The 20,337-nt window shown below is 44.7% G+C and carries 22 protein-coding genes; 7 read left to right on the top strand and 15 right to left on the bottom strand.

What is annotated here, in order from left to right:
* Window positions 1–108 precede the first annotated feature (108 nt).
* Window positions 109–1,278, top strand: coding sequence for a serine hydrolase (locus QUB64_RS22060; protein WP_333343376.1), 1,170 nt, complete (start codon window positions 109–111; stop codon window positions 1,276–1,278).
* Window positions 1,279–1,581: 303 nt separating this feature from the next.
* Window positions 1,582–1,800 (top strand): hypothetical protein, encoded by a 219-nt coding sequence (locus QUB64_RS22055; RefSeq protein WP_333278655.1) that lies wholly within the window; start codon window positions 1,582–1,584, stop codon window positions 1,798–1,800.
* A gap of 23 nt (window positions 1,801–1,823) precedes the next feature.
* Here QUB64_RS22055 and ctpB read toward each other — a convergent pair whose 3' ends face one another.
* The gene (gene ctpB / locus QUB64_RS22050) at window positions 1,824–3,143 is read right to left on the bottom strand and encodes a carboxyl-terminal processing protease CtpB (protein ID WP_333325635.1); all 1,320 of its coding nucleotides are present in this window, start codon (window positions 3,141–3,143) and stop codon (window positions 1,824–1,826) included.
* 197 nt (window positions 3,144–3,340) lie between these two features.
* Here ctpB and QUB64_RS22045 point away from each other — a divergent pair, with 197 nt between their 5' ends.
* Complete coding sequence (locus tag QUB64_RS22045) at window positions 3,341–4,180, top strand: hypothetical protein (RefSeq protein WP_333275517.1); 840 nt, start codon at window positions 3,341–3,343, stop codon at window positions 4,178–4,180.
* Window positions 4,181–4,220: 40 nt separating this feature from the next.
* Here the strand turns inward: QUB64_RS22045 and QUB64_RS22040 are convergent, their stop codons facing one another.
* The gene (locus QUB64_RS22040) at window positions 4,221–4,793 is read right to left on the bottom strand and encodes a pseudouridine synthase (protein WP_333275515.1); all 573 of its coding nucleotides are present in this window, start codon (window positions 4,791–4,793) and stop codon (window positions 4,221–4,223) included.
* 278 nt (window positions 4,794–5,071) lie between these two features.
* Between QUB64_RS22040 and wecB the strand changes: the two genes are divergently transcribed.
* Window positions 5,072–6,187 carry a non-hydrolyzing UDP-N-acetylglucosamine 2-epimerase gene (gene wecB / locus QUB64_RS22035; protein ID WP_333275513.1) on the top strand — a complete coding sequence of 372 codons (1,116 nt, stop codon included), beginning with the start codon at window positions 5,072–5,074 and terminating at the stop codon, window positions 6,185–6,187.
* 237 nt (window positions 6,188–6,424) lie between these two features.
* On the opposite strand, the gene QUB64_RS22030 is transcribed toward wecB, so the two are convergent.
* The 3 genes from QUB64_RS22030 to QUB64_RS22020 all read right to left on the bottom strand — a co-directional run bounded on the left by QUB64_RS22030 (window position 6,425) and on the right by QUB64_RS22020 (window position 8,502).
* A complete protein-coding gene (locus QUB64_RS22030; RefSeq protein WP_333275511.1) occupies window positions 6,425–7,219 on the bottom strand; it encodes a hypothetical protein in 795 nt (264 codons plus the stop codon).
* Between the two features lie 246 nt (window positions 7,220–7,465).
* Window positions 7,466–7,996 (bottom strand): hypothetical protein, encoded by a 531-nt coding sequence (locus QUB64_RS22025; RefSeq protein WP_333275509.1) that lies wholly within the window; start codon window positions 7,994–7,996, stop codon window positions 7,466–7,468.
* Between the two features lie 8 nt (window positions 7,997–8,004).
* Window positions 8,005–8,502 (bottom strand): TIGR00725 family protein, encoded by a 498-nt coding sequence (locus tag QUB64_RS22020; RefSeq protein WP_333275507.1) that lies wholly within the window; start codon window positions 8,500–8,502, stop codon window positions 8,005–8,007.
* A 213-nt stretch (window positions 8,503–8,715) separates the two neighbouring features.
* On the opposite strand from QUB64_RS22020, the gene QUB64_RS22015 reads away from it, so the two are divergent.
* Window positions 8,716–8,925 carry a toxin-antitoxin system, antitoxin component, Xre family protein gene (locus QUB64_RS22015; RefSeq protein ID WP_333275505.1) on the top strand — a complete coding sequence of 70 codons (210 nt, stop codon included), beginning with the start codon at window positions 8,716–8,718 and terminating at the stop codon, window positions 8,923–8,925.
* A gap of 203 nt (window positions 8,926–9,128) precedes the next feature.
* Here the strand turns inward: QUB64_RS22015 and QUB64_RS22010 are convergent, their stop codons facing one another.
* From QUB64_RS22010 to QUB64_RS21970, 9 genes are all read right to left on the bottom strand, one after another.
* A complete protein-coding gene (locus QUB64_RS22010) occupies window positions 9,129–9,311 on the bottom strand; it encodes a hypothetical protein (RefSeq protein WP_333275503.1) in 183 nt (60 codons plus the stop codon).
* Between the two features lie 123 nt (window positions 9,312–9,434).
* Entirely contained in the window at window positions 9,435–9,653 is a 219-nt protein-coding gene (locus QUB64_RS22005) for a hypothetical protein (protein ID WP_333275501.1), read from the bottom strand.
* A gap of 129 nt (window positions 9,654–9,782) precedes the next feature.
* On the bottom strand, window positions 9,783–10,028 hold the full coding sequence (locus QUB64_RS22000) for a hypothetical protein (protein ID WP_333275499.1): 246 nt from the start codon (window positions 10,026–10,028) through the stop codon (window positions 9,783–9,785).
* 81 nt (window positions 10,029–10,109) lie between these two features.
* The gene (locus QUB64_RS21995; protein WP_333275497.1) at window positions 10,110–10,511 is read right to left on the bottom strand and encodes a hypothetical protein; all 402 of its coding nucleotides are present in this window, start codon (window positions 10,509–10,511) and stop codon (window positions 10,110–10,112) included.
* Window positions 10,508–10,810, bottom strand: coding sequence for a PASTA domain-containing protein (locus QUB64_RS21990; RefSeq protein WP_333275495.1), 303 nt, complete (start codon window positions 10,808–10,810; stop codon window positions 10,508–10,510). Before QUB64_RS21990 ends, QUB64_RS21995 begins: the two co-directional genes overlap by 4 nt.
* 126 nt (window positions 10,811–10,936) lie before the next feature.
* The gene (locus QUB64_RS21985) at window positions 10,937–11,299 is read right to left on the bottom strand and encodes a type II toxin-antitoxin system PemK/MazF family toxin (protein WP_333275493.1); all 363 of its coding nucleotides are present in this window, start codon (window positions 11,297–11,299) and stop codon (window positions 10,937–10,939) included.
* A complete protein-coding gene (locus tag QUB64_RS21980) occupies window positions 11,257–11,478 on the bottom strand; it encodes a hypothetical protein (RefSeq protein ID WP_333275491.1) in 222 nt (73 codons plus the stop codon). The genes QUB64_RS21985 and QUB64_RS21980 overlap by 43 nt, the downstream gene beginning before the upstream one ends.
* Before the next feature lie 502 nt (window positions 11,479–11,980).
* Window positions 11,981–16,552, bottom strand: a complete 4,572-nt coding sequence (locus QUB64_RS21975; protein ID WP_333394194.1) for a S8 family serine peptidase — start codon at window positions 16,550–16,552, stop codon at window positions 11,981–11,983.
* Between the two features lie 355 nt (window positions 16,553–16,907).
* The gene (locus QUB64_RS21970) at window positions 16,908–17,633 is read right to left on the bottom strand and encodes a hypothetical protein (RefSeq protein ID WP_333275484.1); all 726 of its coding nucleotides are present in this window, start codon (window positions 17,631–17,633) and stop codon (window positions 16,908–16,910) included.
* A gap of 258 nt (window positions 17,634–17,891) precedes the next feature.
* On the opposite strand from QUB64_RS21970, the gene QUB64_RS21965 reads away from it, so the two are divergent.
* A complete protein-coding gene (locus QUB64_RS21965) occupies window positions 17,892–18,809 on the top strand; it encodes a tetratricopeptide repeat protein (RefSeq protein ID WP_333275482.1) in 918 nt (305 codons plus the stop codon).
* Between the two features lie 140 nt (window positions 18,810–18,949).
* Here the strand turns inward: QUB64_RS21965 and QUB64_RS21960 are convergent, their stop codons facing one another.
* Window positions 18,950–19,132, bottom strand: a complete 183-nt coding sequence (locus QUB64_RS21960) for a hypothetical protein (protein WP_333275480.1) — start codon at window positions 19,130–19,132, stop codon at window positions 18,950–18,952.
* Between the two features lie 151 nt (window positions 19,133–19,283).
* On the opposite strand from QUB64_RS21960, the gene QUB64_RS21955 reads away from it, so the two are divergent.
* On the top strand, window positions 19,284–20,321 hold the full coding sequence (locus tag QUB64_RS21955) for a DUF1822 family protein (protein WP_333275478.1): 1,038 nt from the start codon (window positions 19,284–19,286) through the stop codon (window positions 20,319–20,321).
* The last annotated feature ends 16 nt before the right edge of the window (window positions 20,322–20,337 follow it).

Here is a 20,337-nt window from a genome sequence, read left to right as displayed (position 1 = left end):
GATCGTCCAGTTGAACCCCGACGCCAAACCAGCGATCGTCCAGTTGAACCCCGACGCCAAACCAGCGATCGTCCAGTTGAACCCCGACGCCAAACCAGCGATCGTCCAGTGCCATCTCGTCGCCGACTGAAGGCAAAATTGTCTCGGCTCAAATACCGCAACATTTTGTGTTTAATTGCAGGCGCGATCGCGTTCTTTTGGCTCCTGACAATCCCCTTCAGAACTCGCCGCGCCCCAGAACCACCCGTCATCTTGCCTCAAGAGGCTATCTCGCCACCGACAATTCCAACATCCCAAAATGTAGTCGATAGTCAAAGCGATCCTACCTTCACCTACAACATCAAAACACCTCCCAATCCAGTTTATTCTCAAGAATTGCAAGGGATTGTTGATGAAGCTGTGAACATTGCCACCAGCAAAGGATTGCCCGCAGACAAGCTATCGATTAGCTTATTTGATGTCAGCAATCCCCAAAATCACAGCTTTGCTGGATATCAAAATCAAACTCTCAGATTTCCTGCTAGCGTTGCCAAGTTATTTTGGATGGCAGCCTTTTACTCAGCCATAGAAAAAGGCATAATTGCGCAAAGAGAATCTGCCTTTAAAAATGATTTAGAACAAATGATTCGCATCTCCAACAACGATGCAGCTAGCAGAATTTTAGACAAAATTACAGATACACAATCCGGCGGACGACTCGCAGGAGAAGAGTTGCAAACATGGCTGCAAAAGCGCAGGAAAATTAACACATTTTTCCAGTCAGCAGGCTACACTGATATTCGTATAACTACCAAAAATTATCCCATACACTATTTAGGGCAAGAACAGCCAGTCGGTCGCGATTTGCAATTGCGGGGCGATGCTTCTGTGCCGATTCGCAATCAAGTAACTACTGACCAAGCCGGCAGATTAATATATGAAATCTATACTAGGCAAGCGGTTTCTAGCCTCGCCAGCCGCAAAATGGCTTACTTGCTGACGAGAGATTTAGACCCCAAGGCTTGGAAAAGTGACCCTAGCAACTCGATACAAGGATTTTTGGGCGAATCTTTACCAACTAATATTTATTTTGGTTCCAAAGTTGGCTATACCTCTACTTCTCGCAGCGAAGCGGCATTTGTCAGAACTTTAGACGATCGCGCGATTTATATCTTAGTCGTTTTCGCCGACCATCCGGCTTATGCCAAGGACGAAACAGCATTTCCGGCAATTTCCCGATACGTGTTCGATCGGCTAAACGCTCGCGGGCCCAGCAATGAAGCTGCTGCGCCTAGATAGTCTGTGATGTTCGAGGGTGCGATGGGGATCGGGGAATCGGGAATTCAAATATACAATTTAAATGTACAACAGCTTACTGGTTAATAAAAATGAATCATCAGCGAATATAATTGTTATCTTGGTCAAGCATTCTAGGGATTTCTTTTGGTGTATTGCCTGATGAATTGAGCGAGTTATTCTCATTAAAAAAAGCCGGGACTTAACTTGAGATATTGTCTACTTATTTTCACAAAAAGTAGAAACTAAATTTTGAAAATTTAGGCCAATTTTTGGGGGCTGTGATTTTTCCCAAATACCAGTAAGGTGATTCATATCAAATACGGTAACATCGGAATTATACACGAGTGCGAGCGTCTCGCTCGCAAGCACCGATCGCGAGCGTCTCGCTCGCACTGCACTCCGAAAATTATTATTCCCATGCTAGCAAAAACGATATCACATCTGCGAAATGTGGGTGGAAAACTGCGATCGCTCAAACTACAAAAACAAAACCCGCCGCTGCGGGTTTCATCTGAAAACTGATGGTTATTGACTGACAGTTTCAACTACTTTTGAGGAGCAAGAGCCTCATTACCAGCAGCGGGACGGGCTGACGCAGCGCTCGTTTTCAAAAGTGCGATCGCCTGCGCGTAGCAAGGATCGTCCTTAGTCGCAACTAACGTCGGTTTGTTCGCTAATTTCAGCTTTTGTTCGTCGGTGACTTCCACCTTGACATCGGGAGTAACTCCCTTGTGGCTGATATCCGTACCGTTGGGAGTATAGTAGTGAGCGATCGTCACCGCCAATCCCGAGCCGTCAGACAAAGGATGCGTAGACTGCACCAAAGCTTTGCCAAAAGTTTGACCGCCCATCACCGTTGCGCGCTTGTTGTCCTTCAGCGCACCGGCCAAAATCTCGCTGGCGCTGGCCGAGTTGTTGTCCACGAGCACCACCAAAGGCTTGTCAGTGATTGCAGTGCGGTTGGCTCGCATTTCCTGAGAATCTCCCGCACGATAGACTGTACGGACGATCGCCCCGGAATCCATCCACATCTGGGCGATATCAATGCTCACCGACAGCAACCCGCCGGGATTACCCCGCAAATCCAACACAAAAGCGTCAGCTTTCTGCTCCGAAAGCTTTTTAATCGCCCGCTGCATTTGTTCGCCCGCGTGGGAGCTAAACTCTTGCAAGCGGATATAACCGACATTCTTGTTGGCTTCCTTCTTGAGGCTGTAGCGAACCGCTGCTACCTCAATTCTCGCCCTAGTCAAAGTGATGTCAAACTCGCTTTTGCCCTGACGAGCAATCCGCAGCGTGACTTTCGTGCCTTCGGCGCCCCGAATTACCTGAGCCGCATCCGCGACAGTCATGCCTTTGGTAGCTTTGCCGTCAATCACCAAAATCGTATCGCCCGCTTGAATCCCTGCCTTCAGGGCCGGGGAATTTTCCATCGGCTCGACTACCGTGATCGCTTTCGTTTTCTCGTCTTCTTCGAGCCTCATCCCCACCCCTGTCAGTTCCCCGGAGATTTGATTCTTCAGGGCTTCGTACTGTTTCGGGTCCATGAAGCGCGTGTAGGGGTCTTGTAATTTTTCTAGGGCATTGCGGAGAGCGGTGTAGGCGGCTTCGCGAGAAGTATAATTTTTGCTGAGCAATTCTTGGCGGGTAACTTGCCAGTCAGTCTTGTTAAAGCTGGGATCGACATAATCTCGGTTCACAATTTGCCAAGCTTCGTCTAAGACAGCTTTGGGGCTATCTTGAAGCTCGGCGCGGACTGATTGGCTCAGGCCGGGAACGAGTAAAGATATCGAAGCGGTTGTTGCCATCGCCCCAGTGAACAGGGCTGCCTGTAACTTAGAAAAGCGTCTGCGGGCTTGATTCATTTGAATTTTGGCTCAATTCGATTTTAGATTTTTGATTTGAGATTTTTGATTGCTAAAAAATCTCAAACTACCACTTAAACTATGTTGTGGAGGCCATAGCATCCCTTTGGACAGTTTAACGAGATTTATAGTCGATCGCCAACCAATCATGACTGTATTTTAATAAACTTAATTTAAAACTGGGATTTAAATGTGCCGTGGAAGCTAAAATCGAACAATTTTCGCGTAAGTGGTTGAGCCTGCTCGTTAATGCAGCTATCGGTTTAGCAGCGCTAGCGGGTGTGATTACCATGCAGTCGAACGCGCAATTAGGCGGAATGACCCCGGTTGGCGTTGAGGGGCAAAAGCCGCTCTCTGCAATTTCTGCTGCCAGTTTCAAGCAAGCCGCACAGCAAGAAGCCCAGCAAGAAGCCCTGCGGCTAAAAATGCTCAAAAATCTCCCGAGTTTTGGGTTTGACAATTTAATTGCCGATTGGACATTTCTCAAATTTTTGCAGTATTTTGGCGACGACGAAGCACGAGATGTGACGGGCTACAATCTCAGCGAAGATTATTTTGACATAGTTACGCAGCGCGACCCCAGGTGGGCTGACATCTATCTGTTTCTTTCGACAGCCGTTTCTTTTTATCAGGGAAAGCCGGAAATTGCTGTTAAGTTGATCGAGCGCGGTACTAACGCCCTTTCGCCGGAAATTCATCCCCAAGCGTGGATAGTGTGGCGAACAAAAGGTCTTGATGAGTTGCTGCTGTTGGGGGACATTCCCGAGTCAATTCGCTCTCACGAAATGGCCGCTGAGTGGCTGGAAAAAACCCCGGATGGGAAGAAATTGGCGCCGATTTTTCGAGCAACTGCTGAGTATTTGCGCCGAGATCCCGATAGCGTGCCGGTGCGGTTTACTGCTTGGAGTACGGTTTATTATCAAACAACTGATAAGTTGGTGCGTCAAAGGGCAAAACAAGCTCTTGTAAAGTTGGGGGCTCGGGTGCAAAAAGATCGGGATGGAAAGGAACGTTTTATTTTACCTCCCAGAAATTAGGGTGCGCAATGCACGCTCCTGATGCTGTTATGTGCAAGTCTTAAAATAATTTGATTTCTGTTGGAGTTATTTCGCGCCATTCACCTGGTTTGAGGCCTTCGAGACGCAAATGCCCGATCGCGCTTCTCACCAGCCGCAGCGTCGGAAACCCAACTGCTGCGGTCATCCGGCGCACTTGACGGTTCCGGCCTTCGGTGAGAGTCATTTCCAGCCAAGCTGTCGGAATGTTTTTGCGAAATCGAATGGGGGGTTCGCGGGGCGGTAATTGAGGTTCTGCGGACAATAATTGCACTTTTGCCGATCGAGTCCGATAATCTTGAATTGTGACACCTGTCTGCAAAAGGGCGATCGCGCCTGCATCAGGAACCCGTTCGACTTGCACCAAGTAAGTGCGGGGATGAGCGAATTTCGGATCGCTGAGTCGGTGCTGCATTTGTCCGTCATCGGTTAACAGTAGCAAACCTTCGCTATCGCGATCGAGCCTTCCCACAGCATAAACATCGGGAATCGAAATATAGTCTTTGAGAGTGCTGCGTTTAGTTTCCCCTGAATTGTCAGTGAACTGAGTTAAAACGTCGTAAGGTTTGTAAAATAAAATGTATCGATATGGCATAATAAATTAACAAATAAAAATGTACCAACAGTGCTGTCCCCGCTCGCAAGTGCAAAGGAAGCGAGCGGGGACGCTAGCACTGTACTCAGAAAATGATGATTCCGATGCTAGCAGAAACAATATAATTTTCCCCAAAAAAAACTTTATCTCTCTCTTTTCTCCTCCTTTGCGCCCTCTGCGGTTCAGAAAAAAATAAATCTTGTTGACCAACGATTTAAACCCGATCTAAAATATCCAGCCTTGAAAGGCGGCGCAAATCTCAACTACCCAATTTTACCATGCCCGAAGCCACACACCGCGTTTGCATCGTCCTAGGAACTCGCCCGGAAGCGATTAAACTAGCCCCAGTAATTCAACTGTTCAAAAAATCGCCAAACTTTGACACCCAAGTAATTTTAACCGGTCAGCACCGAGAAATGGTCGAGCAAGTGATGCGAATGTTCGACCTCAAAGCCGATCGGGATTTAGAAATTATGCAGCACCAACAAAGCTTGACAGATATCACTTCCCGGAGTTTGCAGGGTTTGGAAGCTTGCTTCAAAGAGTTGCAGCCGGGAATCGTGTTGGTTCAGGGCGATACAACGACAGCGTTTGCGGCTGCTTTAGCTGCATTTTACCAGAAAATACCCGTAGGTCACGTAGAAGCCGGATTGCGGACGGATGACGTGTTCAATCCCTATCCCGAAGAGGCTAACAGGCGGTTGATTTCGCAGCTCACACGGCTGCATTTTGCCCCAACAGCGCTGGCTGAAGATAATTTAGTGCGATCGGGCGTTTTGGGAGAAATTCACCGTACAGGCAACACAGTCATCGACGCTTTGCTATCTGTCGCCAAACGCGAACCAGAATGCAACATTCCCAACTTAGATTGGAGCCAACATCGCACTATTTTAGCAACAGTGCACCGCCGCGAAAATTGGGGTAAACCATTAGCAGGAATTGCCAGGGCATTTATTCAAATTTTAGATAAATTTCCCGACACAGCCTTGCTCTTACCTCTACACCGAAATCCCACAGTGAGGGAACCATTAAAAGCACTTTTAGGCGACCATTCGAGAATCTTTTTAACAGAACCATTAGATTACGCCGAATTAGTAGGAGCGATGCAGAGAAGTCATTTAATCCTCACAGATTCCGGCGGATTGCAAGAAGAAGCACCGAGTTTAGGAAAGCCTGTTTTAGTATTGCGAGAAACCACAGAAAGACCAGAAGCAATTTCCGCCGGAACTGCTAAACTTGTCGGTACAAATTCTGATACAATTACAGCAGCCGCCGCAGAATTGCTGAGTGATCCCCAATCTTATGACGCAATGGCAATGGCAATTAATCCCTTTGGCGATGGTTTAGCTGCCTCCCGAATTTTGAAAATAGTTGAAGACTATTTTTCTGAGTAAAAAAGCAGTCATAAAAAAGGTTCGTAGTGAGGACTTTAGTCCGCATCAATCTAAGAACTTTAGTCCTGACTAGCAAGTAAAAAAGGTAGTCACAAAAAAGGTTCGTAGTGAGGACTTTAGTCCGCATTCATCTGAGGACTAAAGTCCTCACTAGAAACCAATCTTATTGTGCAATTTCGATAAAAAATGACCGAATTCACTATCAAATAGGGTGCGCTGAAGAGCAGCTTACAACTATCAGTAATCTCCACCGCCGCCGCCCCCCCCGGAGTCGCTGCTGCTGCTACTGTAATCGCTGCTGCTGCTACTGTAATCACTGCTGCTCATACTACTGTAATCGCCACTACTAATGCTGTAATCACTGCTGCTCATACTACTGTAATCGGCGCCACCGCTGTCATCGCCACTACTAATGCTGTAATCGCTGCTGCTACTGTAATCGCCACTACTAATGCTGTAATCGCCACCACCGCTGTCATCACCACTACTAATGCTGTAATCGCTGCTGCTCATATTACTGTAATCGGCGCCACCGCTGTCATCGCCACTACTAATGCTGCAATCGCCGCCACCGCTGTAATTGCTGCTAACTCTGCTGTAATTCCTGTTACTATAATTAGAAGAGCGGCGGGAGGGGGAGCGGGAAGGAGATTTCCCAGAAAATAACCTGCGAAATATACTAAAGATCGCAAATAAAATCATCAAGACTATCAATAACCCAACCAAGCTAAATATTCCCAAAAATATTAACGCCATATTTGTGGAGATACTATTGCTAGTAACTGACGATTGAGCAGGTATTGGTGACGGTTTTGCTCCTCGATCTGGTACTGTTGGAGCCAAAGGCAGGGTGTTTTGAGATTGACTGTTTGCAGTCGGATTTTGTAAAAAATTTTGTGCTGTTACAGCTTGGCTAGTTACGGGAAATGCCATTGCCGAAAAGCATACCAAACTGACTAAGATTATTTGTTTTTTCCTAATTTGTAACTGCATTGCTTCAGTCTCCTGAATAACTGCTAGTCTGAAATTCACATCTGTATGTCCGCCTAATTACAATTTAATAACCAGCTCGCTGTGATGTCAATTCATATTATTCAGAAGTTCGCTTCATAAAAGTCATAAATTTAGGTGCTTCTGCGCCTTACATTTATACTCCTAGACGCACGGGTGGCCTGAAACCGGGTTTTTAACCAAAATTTTTGCCCAAAACCGTCAATCTCGGTTCAAAAACCCGGTTTCTTAGTGGGCGAGTGCGATCGCAAACTAATTTAGATATATTTAAGGAGAGGGAACTTGTGGCTGAAAATTGCTATTGCCTTTATAACCGGATAAGATAGCAATTTTTTCCAAAGATAGCCTACCGGTGTAATATTTACCGCGAATTTCCCAAGTGGGATAAGCTTTAATATTGGCTGCTTTGCACAAATCTGGTTTAGCATCTTTACCTCTGGGATCGCACTCAATGTAAGTAATCGCGGTAAATGCTGGTTCGCCGAAAAGTTCTTGTTGGGTGTGACAGTGAGGACACCAGTAAGCACCGAACATTCTAGCTTGGATGCGCTGCAAATGGGTGGCTAAAGCTATTTGATCCGGCACTGATTCGCTAGTAATCGGCGGGCCTTCTTGTTCGATAACAGGTAATTTGGCAGGAGAAGGAGGGGGAGGAGGAGGGAGGGTTTGTGCTAAAGTTTGAGTGGATTGGTTGCTGAAACTGAACTGTGCAATTCCTCCGTCTGCTTTGGTACTGCCGAAAATGCCCAAAGTTAGGAAAATTGCGATCGCACAAAAGTTGAATTTGCTTAGTCTCATCTGGGATTTCATCTGGGATTTACTAGAATTTTGCGAGCTTGATTCATAGCCTCTACAGCATTGTTTACCACAAAGATGTTAAATTGTGCTAAATTTTTAAAGAAAAGTTGACTTTCAGGGCTATGATTTAACAAAATAACTTGCTTGTGAGCTTTAAGGGCGAGGGCAATTTCCGAAGCAGTACCCGCGCCCATACCGCAGGCAATTATGACATCCGAAGAAAGAATGTTAATGTTATTTCTGGCGTTTCCCATATCGGTGACAATGGCAATATCTACAGCTTCGGAAATGTCGCGAGTGTCACTCCCCGGAAGGATACCGATTGTTAAACCGTTAGCAGATTTTGCACCTTTGTTGGCGGCATCCATCACGCCCACATTTCTGCCGCCAGTTAGCAATATCCATCCGGCTTCGGCGATGAGTTGTCCGAGTTGATAGGCGTTTTCTAAGTCGGTTGATGTGGCACTGTCGCCGGGGCCCATGATGCCAATGATGATTTTTTTCATAGTTTGAGGTGAATATCTGGTTTAGAAGAATGTATGTTGTTTTTTCAATAAACAGGTTAAAGAACAATACGGTTAAGTTAACACTGTTTATTACCCGAAGATCCCCCTAAATCCCCCTTAAGAAGGGGGACTTTGAGAGCTTTCTTGTCCCCCCCTTTCTTAAGGGGGGTTAGGGGGGATCGGGCTTAACTGAACTGTATTGGGTTAAAGAAAATGAGTATCGCTAAAAGTTCCGAAACCAAGCTTATAGAAAAAATCCGTAGCTTACCGCCGGATAAAATTACGGTATTAGAAGATTTCCTCGACTTCCTTTTAACTAGAAGTGAAGATAGTCTTTTAACTTATAGTGCGACTAAACTCTCGGAAGCAGCTTTTGCTAAAATTTGGGATAACCCAGAGGATGCGGAATATGACGAGTTATAATTTTACGATAATTGAGAAGAAACTGATTATCCAAAAAACTGGAAGGCTTCAATATTTGGATGTCTAATATCTCAGGGATAGGTCAATCAGAATTATAGGTAATAATTAAGCTAACTCCCTTTTAATTATCCCAAAAAACGCGATCGCGAATTCATTGCAAATAAAAAGCGATCGCCTTTATTAAGGTTCTCAACATATAATAACTACTGACTGTTGAGAAGTGTTTGTAACCGTTTTTGTTGAACTTGTCGATTCTCTTCGTCTAATTTGGCAATAACTTCTTCTAATTTCCAACCTAATTCTTCCATTTCCAAGCGACTGCGACGTAAGTTGGCGAGGAGTCGTCGATCGACATCTGGAGGCGGTACATATCCTGGTTCGTTCATGATAATCTCCACTCAATCTTAATTTCTTCAATGCTGCGTTCCCATGCGGGAAGTCTGGCTTGGGTATAAGTAATTACTTCTGTGACTAATCTTAGCATATCAGAAGCTGCTGTTGGTTGTGCATTAGCTAAGCGTCGTTGCAAAGCGTGAAAACTGGGAAAATCGCTCATCTGCTTGCTGTGCTACGCTTTTTAGCTGCTCTAAATAGTCGATTGTTCTGTCGGTTTCTCCGAATTGTTCAAAGAGAGTATATTCGGCTTCTGTAGCATCATCGATAATATCCAATAATTGCCGTTTTAGGTTCCAGATGGTTTCGGCAATTTCTATGGGCAGTTTTGCCATGTTTACGTGTGTGAGATGTATGCTATAGATTTTACGCTAAAGGTAATTTACTTAGTCAATTATTTATTCTCTGCAATTAGTCAATAAGCGAGATCCATTTTCGGATAGTTGCAAAAGGGATCTCGCCTCCTATTTCCTTTGCGGAGATTCTACCAGTTCTGATTCCTGAAGACGTTGCGATAATAGGCAATCTTCAAAGCTGAAAGCTTCTGAGTCTAGAAAACTAGCGATCGCCATTTCGATCGCTGCTTCGAGAGAGCATTCTAGCTGCGTAGCTTTTTCCATCAGAGCGACTTTCACATCATCAGGCAAATGGGTCATCAGCGAATGAATAGCTTCTGGTGGTAAGTGTTGGATGTTGAGAGTCTGAGTCATTGTTCTCTGGGATAGTTGAATCTGAATCTGGGAGAGAAAAGAAGATAGTTCTTTTGATTCAGAAATGTTAAAAAACAGGAATTAATTTTTCAATTCCTGAAAAATTTTATAATATTCGCAAATTATTTCAATAAAAATATCCCCTTCTAACCGAAAATGGCTCAAAGAAGCTAAATCTAAATTAGGAGGAAAATTGAAGGGATATGACAAAGAAGACAAGAAAGTTTCAGCATTTTCTTCAAGCTTTCTGAGTTGGACTTCTCCAACCCAAAAACAGTAATGTTCATCATCGGAATTGATGGGGCGAGAAATTACTAGGTGAAGAATGCGATCGAACTCGATCGCCACATCTCCCATTTCTGGGCCAAAGGTGAAGTCTAAACGCAATCCCAGATTTTGGGGGCGGAGTGAAACCCCTACTAAATCTGCACTTTTTAAGTCTTCTAAAAAGGTTTTGAGGTTGAGTGCGATCGCCGTTGTCATAGAATCACCATTTCTCCGGTACTATGTGTGTTAGCCCCTGGTTCAAATTTTATTTGATTTCCTTCTCGATTGTATCTGCGACGGTAGGTTTTGCTATCCGTCCCGCGTATCTTTGGCCCTGTACGCACTATTTCACCATTTGGTCTAATATGAATGATACTGCCATCTGGGTGTTCAAAGCTTTGATAGCTGCCTTTTGTGCTCGTTTGAAATTGAAAGCCGTAACTTGCCAGTATGATGATGACTTCTGACAGTGTTTTTCCTGTCTGATCGGGAAGTTGCTGTGCGGCTGGATTCATTGGCTGTGCATGGAAGAGATTGTGCTCGATCGCCATGATTGATTGTATAACGGGCGATCGCCCTTTCGGATAGTTCCAAAAGGGCGATCGCTTTCATTATTGGTGAGAGTTAGTTGAGGGCGATCGCTATAATTCTAGATAGCGCTGCAAAATCTCTTGAGCTTGGGAAAGAAGTTCTGATTCGAGTTGACCGAGTTGTTGTACTAATCTCGTTTTGTCGAAAGTCATTGGATCGACACAGACTAGCAAACTGTCTGCGTTTAAACCATTTTGTGGGGATGTTGGTACAAATATCACAGCAGCAGAAATCCGAGGATCGTGAGGACGAGCTGAGGTAAATGGCAAAACCGTCACTTTGCTGCGGCGCTCGTTAAACAGCGTACCAGAAATCACTAATGCCGGTCGCGTTTTGCGTATTTCTGTTCCGACTGACGGATCGAATCTAGCTATCCAGATACTTCCCAGTCGGTAATCGCTTGAGTTTGCCATTCTTCATCCCATCCTAAATCGAGTTCGTCAACTAGCTGGCAAGCTTCTGCTAAAGCTTGGTTTTCTTGCTGTTTTCGCCATTGTTGCAAAAGTGATTCTATCAAAGCGCTGGGGTTTTGCACTTTTTGATTGATGTATGTGAGTAAGTCTTCTGGCAAGCAGATAGAGATGTCGTTCATTGATTAATAAGAATAATTTTTTGTGACTATTCTAGCAATAATTGGCTGAATCGGCAATTTTTTGTTTGTTGAATGCAAAAACGGAAGGGCGATCGCCCTTTGCGGATAGTTCCAAAAGGGAACTCGCTTTTGTTGTTGGTGAGAGTTAGCGTCGGGCGATCGCACTTTCGTCTCAAATAAAAGGAGAGCGCCCTTTCGGATAGTTCCAAAAGGGCGATCGCTTTTATTCTTGGTGAGAGTTAGAGCGAGGGCGAGCGCTATTCAGAGAGAAAGGTTGATCGCCCTTTGCGGATAGTTCCAAAAGGGCGATCGCTTTTATTGTTGGTGAGAGTTAGTTGAGGGCGATTGCTCTTTGGTCTCAAATAAAAGGCTAGATCCTTTCGGATAATTCCAAAAGGGCGATCGCTTTTTTGACCGTATAACGAGCGATTACCTTTCTGAATTGTCCTTAGAAAAAGCGATTATTCTCCTGAAATACTTGTATGAACATAGCAATGCCAATTTACACTGCATTTATTAGGTGCTCTGTTTTGTCAAGTAGCTCTTTTTTTGCAAGTATAGCATCGCGTAGTTGATCAGTAGTTAAGTCAAGCTTATATATTTTCCATAGGTCAATGCCTATATCTATGCTTGCTTCATCACTACTGAGGTCAAAAGGATTTCTAAACTTCGACAGATCATTGACAAAAGAGCCTAATTGAAGAGTGTTGCGGTCAAAACCTACTGCACTGCCCACATAGCCGTAATGAATATTAGACCAGATGTCGTAAAAGTATTCATGCTCTGAGTCACCCCGAATAGGAAAGTAAAAATCATCATCTTTGGCTTCAGGTGTTCCTGGATTTCCACGCTTACCATCTGGCCCCGCTAAATTCAGCATTTTCTCCAATTTTGGTTTATGATCCCAAGCCTGACCATCACTTACTAAATTATTCCACAGTATCAATGAAGGTAGAGGCAAGTTAGCTTGATACTGTACAAACTTCAAAGGATTACTTTTCATCTCAGAGTACATATACTCTATGGTTTTGTCAAAACGCCAATAATTAAGAATGGGAACCTGAGAATCATTATTAGGGGACTGCTGAGGATTAAGAGGCTCAAACTTGAACCCGGATGAGTTACCAGAAGTCGATGAATTAAATAAACTCTCATTTCCTACATTTCCCGAAGCACTCGAAGGCAGACGGATAAATCGATCGGGAGACGATGCAGAAATAGTTTCAGTCTTGTACAAGTAATCAGCAGCACTGCCACTATTAGGAGTATAACTCGACTCTGAAATCAGAATTGTTCCACCAGGATTAACCTTTTCAACTACCGCAACATGACCACTTTCCCACTGGGCAATGTCACCAAGTTGAGGGGTATTAGACATAGAAATGCCAGCCGCAGCAGCTTGATTGTCCCAATCATAGGCATTTCCAGACAGCTTATTTAAAGCTGTTGTACTGTACCCTAACTGCTGTAAACGACCGTTGACATACCAAGTGCAGTTACCCAGAGCACTGCCTAAATTGGTAGAGGATGGATGAGTCGATGCCGGTGCGTATCCCGACTGCCAAAAAATGTTATTTTCACGATAAGCAGGTAGATTGAAATTAGGCATTGTTACACCTAGCTGACTGCCAATATTAGTCGGTGTCTTAGGTAGTGTTGTCCCGTAGCGATAAGCAGTTGCCTTACTACCATTCCAGTAAATGTAACCATCCTCAAAATATTGAATGATATTTCCATTTCCCAGACCTTTTTCGCCACTTTTTGGCTCACCTAACCAGCCCTCCAATCCACCGTTATTTAAGAATGTCTGACGGATACCACCGTAAAGCGGGAAGGTTCCATACTGGCTGCTGACGATCGACCCATTCTCAAATTTCTGATAACTTGCACCATTATAGTTGGTGACATCAGAAATGGGATTGCCCAAAGTCCCTTGATAATTCTGGAAAACTGGGTAGAAATTGCCACCAACCGTGTGACCGTTGAGATTAATTGAATTAGATGGCTGCGTTGGGCCTGGATTGCTGATGCCGGGGCCTGGATCGGTGATGACAGTACCTGGATCGGTGATGACGGGGCCTGGATCACTTGTGCCTGAGCCTGGATCACTTGTGCCTGAGCCTGGATCACTTGTGCCTGGGCCTGGATCGGTTGTGCCTGGGCCTGGATCGGTTGTGCCTGGGCCTGGATTGTCAACAGGTGCAGATGCCTCTTTGGGAACTTCAATTACAGCCCCCGCAAGAATCAAATCGGGATTGGGAATACGGTTGTGTTGAGCAATGAAGTTGTAAGCATCTTGAGAACCATCGCCCATTGTATTGAGCGCAATTGTGCTTAAATTATCTCCATCCTGAATAGTGTAAGACACCCAATCATAGGATTTGCCATTGAACTGATCAGCCGTCGCCCTTTCTAATGGCGTAACTTGTCCCTCCAAACCCCAAGTTGTAGGATTCGAGAAAAGTGCAGGAATATAAGCTTGCGGTGCTGTTTCCTTCGCCACTTGCACAGCTTTATTGAAATTCACCACCCCAAAACCCGTTTCTTGATCCCATCCGGGCTCCTTTAAATCGATCGCACTTCCAGTCAAAATGTCAATAATCTGGCGACTACTCAAAGCCGGATTGCTATCCCAAACCTTAGACGCCATACCAGCCGCAATCGCCGCCGACGCAGAAGTTCCCGCCATTTGACCGACATCATCACCAACCGTAGATAATGTAGGATTGTCGATCGAACCTCCGGGCACTAAAATATCCAAACCGTAGCCGTAGCTGGAATAATCCGATCGCCCAAAACCATCAGACGAACCAACCGTGATAATATTGTCAAACTCCTGGGAAGATTGACCCAAAACCGACATCACACCGCCATCATTACCCGCCGCTACAACTAACAGCACTCCATTTTGACGCGCATTTTCCAATGCTGCACGTTCTCGCGCTGTAAACTCGTAGCGAGTAGTAATGCTACCGTCAGCATTCTTTTGAGTTAAATCGAGGGGAAGCAGGGCGATCGCATTCTTCTTTTTTTGTCCTTTCGCTTCAGTTACAAAATCAGTTAAAGCTAAATCCCATTCCCCAGAACCAATCGCCCGACTTAGGTAAACATTCGCTTGATCGTTATAGCCATCAATCCCGATGTCATTACCTTGAATTGCGCTTACTAAACCCCAGCTAAATGTGCCGTGTTCGTTCCCTTCTCCAGCATTTAACAACGGATTGCTGTCTTTGTCGATGCGATCGCGCCCCATCGTCACTTTAGAGTAATCGAAATCGGGATTCTTGGCAGCAAATCCAGTATCGATGATGCCAACAAAAGTGCGATCGACCGCTGGCTGCACAATAGTTTCAACAGGCGGGTCAGTTTCGATCGGTTGTTCAATTACAGGCGGTTGTTGGTCGATCGCAGGCGGTTGTGAAGGAGTTGGTGGGGCGATCGGAGGTTTTACTCTTACAGGCGGTACTACAGCAGGTTTCGGGTCAACTGTCGGTGTTGTCGCTACAGGCATTACAGCAGGTTGCGGCTCAACTTCCGGTATTGTTGCTACAGGCATTACAGCAGGTTGCGGCTCAACTTCCGGTATTGTTGCTACAGGCATTACAGCAGGTTGCGGCTCAACTTCCGGTATTGTTGCTACAGGCATTACAGCAGGTTGCGGCTCAACTTCCGGTATTGTCGCTACAGGCATTAAAGCAGGTTTCGGGTCAACTTCCGGTGTTGTCGCTACAGGCGGTACTACAGCAGGTTTCGGGTCAACTGCCGGTACAGCAGGCGGTGTTGTGGCTACAGGCGGTACTACAGCAGGCGGTGTTGTGGCTACAGGCGGTACTACAGCAGGCGGTGTTGTCGCTACAGGTGGCGTTGTCGCTACAGGCGGTACTACAGCAGGCGGTGTTGTCGCTACAGGTGGCGTTGTCGCTACAGGCGGTACTAAAGCAGGCGGTGTTGTCGCTACAGGCGGTACTACAGCAGGCGGTGCGATCGCAACTGGTGGCGTTGTGGCTACAGGCGGTACTACAGCAGGCGGTTTCGGATTAACTGGCGGTGTTGTCGCAACAGGTGGCGTTGTGGCTACAGGCGGTGTTGGAGTGACATACTCGATCAATTTCTTGCCGCCATCGAGTTTAGTCCAATCTTTGTTCTTATCGATCACTTTGTCGATCGACACTGCCTTACCCGTCGCACCGGTCAACTTAAAAACTAAATCGTTGTAATCTTTATCAGAACCCGTATCAACCCGCTGATCTTCCATCGCAAAAGCCTTGCCGGTGCCAGTAACATCAGCTATTTGACCGTACAGCCAAGCATCATCTGGATTAGTGCTAGATAACGACAGCAGCGGGCGTTTGTCGCCGCCAACATTGGGATTATTAAAGACATCTTGCACAGTACCGTTGGGCACCAGCATCACAGCAAAAGCCTCGCCCGGTTTCATCGCAAATGTTTTCGGCCCGCTGTAGGCGCCCTGGTTATAGTTTGCCTCTCCTAAACCGCCGTTAAATAGGGGATTTGCGCCTTCGGTAGAATCAGAAATGACTACGTGACCGAAGTTAGAATTGCTCAGAGCTCGTCTTGCCGCTTCTTTGATAAATTCTTCAGAACCGGGGGTAAATTTCTCCATGCCCTGCACGCTGAAAATGGCAACTTCACCTTGATAGTTGCCGCCGTCGTGCAACCAGTCAAAGCCAACTTGTCCGGTTGAATCTGTAGCGAAAAAGCCGGAGTCAACGCCTAAACCTGTCAGCGGGTCAACTTTGCCATCGGGTGTTAAACTAACTTGATAGTTGGTATCGCGCGAAGGTGCAGAAATTTTGAGTGCATAATTTGTTGCACCCAAATTATCGATGCTAAATGTACCGGAATTTGTGCCGTTGGTGGCAATGTCTTTGACAACTTTTCCGTCACTGTCAAGCAGTTGCATCCCGACAACGGAACTGAAACCTTCAGCGGTGACGCGGAAACTTCCTGTATTTAGTCGATTGAAGCGATAGGTATCGATGGGGTCAGTTTTGCCCGCAAAGTCGATCGAGAAATAGTTGTCGTTGAGATTGCCGATAGAAGTAGTAGACATGATACACCTGGATTGATAATTTTTTCTGGAAATTAGCCTGCACAGCAAAGCAATTGCCGCGCCACAGTACAACAGCAGGCGAGTTTAACGATTCCGTTAAATTCGCTTGATTTTCGTCTGCTATTTACCTATCAGAGGTGGCCCGGATTTTTTATGCCGTTTGTAACAAAACTTTACAAGTCCTTGGCAAAATTCCCGTTTTTAGGGGATGCAGGGGAGGGATAATGATGCTGAAAGCTATATTTATCAAGAATTTCAGATTTTATGCGATGATTCGTTTGAGTTTTTGGGGATGACACAGGATGGAAGCGATCGCCCTTTAATCCTTTTGTCGGGCGATCGCCACAACAGACAATCAGCAATCTACTGTCTGATCGGAGTTTTTTTGAGCAATTTGTCGGGCGATGGCTTGCACTTTGGAGAATCCCGTCCTTTTCCAAAAAGAGTGAATAGTCTGTGTCTTGATATTCAACTGTCGGGCGATCGCGGTCATTTTTTCTGGCGACTCCTGCAAGAACAATCTTTGCACAATAATTTGACAGTTGCAGTCGGGACGGTTTCGAGGATGGCAGTTGCGAAGTTTTTGTTCTGGATCGCGATCGATATATTGTGCGATCGCTAGTGCTAAATCTGCTTTTTCTTGTCTCTCAATCTGTTCGATCTCAGCATCGAAACCACCCAAACAGCGAATATAATATCCACGACGTTCTAAATCTTCCAAGGAAATCTCTCTTTGATTTTTGGTATGATATAAATCTTGAATTCGATACCTGAGATGACCATTAATCCAAGTGATGAGACTGGCTTGAATCGGAGAACGTCGGGGATTAAACTCGTGAAGGTGATTGTCTAACCATTGCCAAGTTTTATTCAGGGCTTCAAAATAATAGGGATGAGAAACCTTTGACAATTTTGGTAATAGTTGCAGTTCCCGTAATAACCGATTGAGCAATTTTAGACGCTGCGGACTATCCAGTGATTCCGAGCAAATTCCTAAAATTAGCTTACATAACAATTCGTCTTTAGGAGTGCGATCGGAATATTGTTCCAGTCTCAACCTCAATTCATCTATGCGCTCCATAATAGTCCTCTCAGTAAACGAATTAGATGTTAAACTGTGAAAAATATTGAACAGTTGTAGGGGAAATTTGATAAAATCAACCTACACCTAGTTTTGTACAGCTCGTTACTTCTACATATTTTCTAGGATTCGCCTAATCAAAACAATGCTAAAATTCACACACAAAGTTCACAACTTTTATGAAAAAGTCACAAAAATCACAAAAGTCACAAAAAATATTTTATAATTAGCAAAAAAATAGATTAATTGGGGAAAGCAATGGAAGTTGAAGAAATGTTGAGCCTGTTGAATGAGTGGGTTTTGGAAAAAAAAGGCAAGTCGCTGGATTTTGCACAGAAACAGATTATTCGTCTAAGCTGGCTGGATGTAGATTATGCAGATATGGACATTTCTAACTATAGCCCTAACTATGTCGAGAGAAGGCTGGCTCAGGGTTTATGGGCTTTAGTATCAGAGGTGATTGGAGAAGGGAAAAAAGTTACTAAAAAAACATCCAAGCTGGCGATGGAAGAAGCAATCAAGAAGCGGTCGCACCCGAAAGCACCAGCCAGAGAAATGACTTTTGTTGAGGCGGCGAAGGATGCTAACAATCGAGGGTTAAATTTAAAAACAGCGGGGAAATTAATAGAAGCGAGAAAACAATTCGAGCTGGCTATTAAAATCAACCCTGACAATGCAGTGACTTACTACAATCAGGCGTTGATGCACGAAGAAGCTGGAAAAGTCGATCGGGCGATGGAACTGTATCAGGATGCAGCATTCTTAGGTTTGGCTGCTGCTTACTGCAAGTTGGGCCGTTTGTATATCATTGAATATAAAGATTTGCGGAAATCAGTTGAAAAAATCGGGCTAGGTTTAAAGCTGGTAGAAACGGAGAAAGTTGAGAATAACAAAAGAGTCAAAGCAGGGTTGTTAACCTACCTTGCTTGGGCTTGGAAGGAACAAGGATGCTATGAAGAAGCTTTAGACAATTTGCAAGAGGCTATTAAACTACGGAGCGATCGGGGTTTAACTTATGGGATCATGGCCCAAGTGCAAGAAAATCTGGGGAATGATCCAGAAGTTGTGAAAGCTTGGAAAAACTGTCTGGAATATGCTAAGTGTGATGAGCCAGATGAAAATGTTTACATTGGTAAGGCTCGTCAGCGTCTCAAGCAATTAGGTGGCTCTAATTAAATGTAAAAGGCGATCGCGCTGTGAGATACCCGACTGCTTTGAGAAGTCGGGTATGGGGGAATTCTGTTTTTTAGGTGGATTTTACTGAAGTGCGATCGTAGGGAAAGGGCGATCGCACTTATTTGAGATTTTAGTAGCAATCAGGGACACGGATATTCATTACCATCTCGATCGGTACAGATTTCGGGTATCATGTTATTCATGGCTGACCCAAGGGCTATCCGAGCGATTGAAGCGCCTGAAACTGCTGCTAGTACCAGAGTTATGTTGCCGATCGCGATCGAGCAAATGAGGAGGGGTGAAATCAAGACTTTGCAATTCATACTCTTGTCTCCAAGTCAATTGTTTGAACAAGGGACAACCGAGTTAGGCCTAACTTCTTTGTCTCCAATCACAATGTACTGAAACAAAAGAGTGACCACCAGATTTATTCAGTGCAAATAACAGTGCTTATTTGCATCTATCTGCATTTTTATGTATCTGCATTTATCTGCATCTATCTTTGTCATTGAGACTCGACTAAAATACAGCACTCAAATTATTGAACCTATGCCTCAAAAACGCAAGAAACTTCGTGGATTACTAGCCACTGATAATGGATGCAAAATACTTCAGGATACAAGGACTAAAAAAGGATACTCTTACGAAAAATTAGCAGAAGTTGCGGCTGTAAATGTCGATCAAGTTAAAAGGCTCAGTCATCCGCATTGGAACTATCCGGTTCAGCGAGATGCTATTGAAAAAATTGCTAAAGTATTAGATTTGCATCCTACAGATATAGTCGATCCTAATCAGTGGTATCCACCGCTAACAGGGCAAGAAATTAGAGTCGGTGCAAAGATGTGGATCGATCCTGTGGTTTTCGAGAAAATGCCACCAGATATCATTGTTGAAATCACCAGAATCCTAGAAAAAATTCCCGGCAATATTTCGATTCAAATAAATCGAATACAAGAGGGTAGTTTGATAGTATTTTTTGAAACCTCTCCCGAAGGATTTGAGCAAATTCAAAATAGATTTATAACTGGAGAGTTAGCACAATTACTAAATAGGGAAGTTAGGGATGTCAGACTAGATTATGTAATAGAACCACCAGTCAACTTAGATACATGGTTCCAAAATAACTTTATTGAAGCCATTGAGGCAGGATGGCTCACCTTTACTGAGATATTGGGCATAAGAAGACTTCAAGAAAGTTTCAGGTCAAATACCGTTCAACGAGCTCAACGAATTCAACTGGGCGATCGCACTCTCGCTTTAATTCTCGATTTAGAGAAACAAGACGAGCAAACAATAAGCCTATTTCTGGGAATCTATCCGATTGAAGAACAAACCGATTTACCAGAAGACCTGAAACTTACTGTTTTCTTTGACTCCGGCGAACCCGTCGAAATCATAGTTAATGAAGACAGAGATGGATTTAAACAGGAAATCTTTTTTTCACCCGGAGAAGAGTTCAGCCTTCAAGTGACTTCAGGTGAGGACAGCATTACCGAAGATTTTCAATTTTAACTAATTAATCAAATGC

The organism is Microcoleus sp. Aus8_D2 (genome assembly GCF_036702665.1).
Classification (GTDB): domain Bacteria; phylum Cyanobacteriota; class Cyanobacteriia; order Cyanobacteriales; family Microcoleaceae; genus Microcoleus.
This window is presented reverse-complemented; position numbering and strand designations above follow the sequence as displayed.

Excerpts from the sequence above, each read along its gene's own strand:
- QUB64_RS21970 (WP_333275484.1), bottom strand. The coding sequence starts at position 17,633 with ATGGAGCGCATAGATGAATTGAGGTTGAGACTGGAACAATATTCCGAT.
- QUB64_RS21965 (WP_333275482.1), top strand. The coding sequence starts at position 17,892 with ATGGAAGTTGAAGAAATGTTGAGCCTGTTGAATGAGTGGGTTTTGGAA.
- QUB64_RS21995 (WP_333275497.1), bottom strand. The coding sequence starts at position 10,511 with ATGACAACGGCGATCGCACTCAACCTCAAAACCTTTTTAGAAGACTTA.
- ctpB (WP_333325635.1), bottom strand. The coding sequence starts at position 3,143 with ATGAATCAAGCCCGCAGACGCTTTTCTAAGTTACAGGCAGCCCTGTTC.
- QUB64_RS22015 (WP_333275505.1), top strand. The coding sequence starts at position 8,716 with ATGAGTATCGCTAAAAGTTCCGAAACCAAGCTTATAGAAAAAATCCGT.
- QUB64_RS21990 (WP_333275495.1), bottom strand. The coding sequence starts at position 10,810 with ATGAATCCAGCCGCACAGCAACTTCCCGATCAGACAGGAAAAACACTG.
- QUB64_RS22040 (WP_333275515.1), bottom strand. The coding sequence starts at position 4,793 with ATGCCATATCGATACATTTTATTTTACAAACCTTACGACGTTTTAACT.
- QUB64_RS21975 (WP_333394194.1), bottom strand. The coding sequence starts at position 16,552 with ATGTCTACTACTTCTATCGGCAATCTCAACGACAACTATTTCTCGATC.
- QUB64_RS22025 (WP_333275509.1), bottom strand. The coding sequence starts at position 7,996 with ATGAGACTAAGCAAATTCAACTTTTGTGCGATCGCAATTTTCCTAACT.
- wecB (WP_333275513.1), top strand. The coding sequence starts at position 5,072 with ATGCCCGAAGCCACACACCGCGTTTGCATCGTCCTAGGAACTCGCCCG.
- QUB64_RS22005 (WP_333275501.1), bottom strand. The coding sequence starts at position 9,653 with ATGGCAAAACTGCCCATAGAAATTGCCGAAACCATCTGGAACCTAAAA.
- QUB64_RS21960 (WP_333275480.1), bottom strand. The coding sequence starts at position 19,132 with ATGAATTGCAAAGTCTTGATTTCACCCCTCCTCATTTGCTCGATCGCG.
- QUB64_RS21955 (WP_333275478.1), top strand. The coding sequence starts at position 19,284 with ATGTATCTGCATTTATCTGCATCTATCTTTGTCATTGAGACTCGACTA.
- QUB64_RS22020 (WP_333275507.1), bottom strand. The coding sequence starts at position 8,502 with ATGAAAAAAATCATCATTGGCATCATGGGCCCCGGCGACAGTGCCACA.
- QUB64_RS22010 (WP_333275503.1), bottom strand. The coding sequence starts at position 9,311 with ATGAACGAACCAGGATATGTACCGCCTCCAGATGTCGATCGACGACTC.
- QUB64_RS21985 (WP_333275493.1), bottom strand. The coding sequence starts at position 11,299 with ATGGCAAACTCAAGCGATTACCGACTGGGAAGTATCTGGATAGCTAGA.
- QUB64_RS22000 (WP_333275499.1), bottom strand. The coding sequence starts at position 10,028 with ATGACTCAGACTCTCAACATCCAACACTTACCACCAGAAGCTATTCAT.
- QUB64_RS21980 (WP_333275491.1), bottom strand. The coding sequence starts at position 11,478 with ATGAACGACATCTCTATCTGCTTGCCAGAAGACTTACTCACATACATC.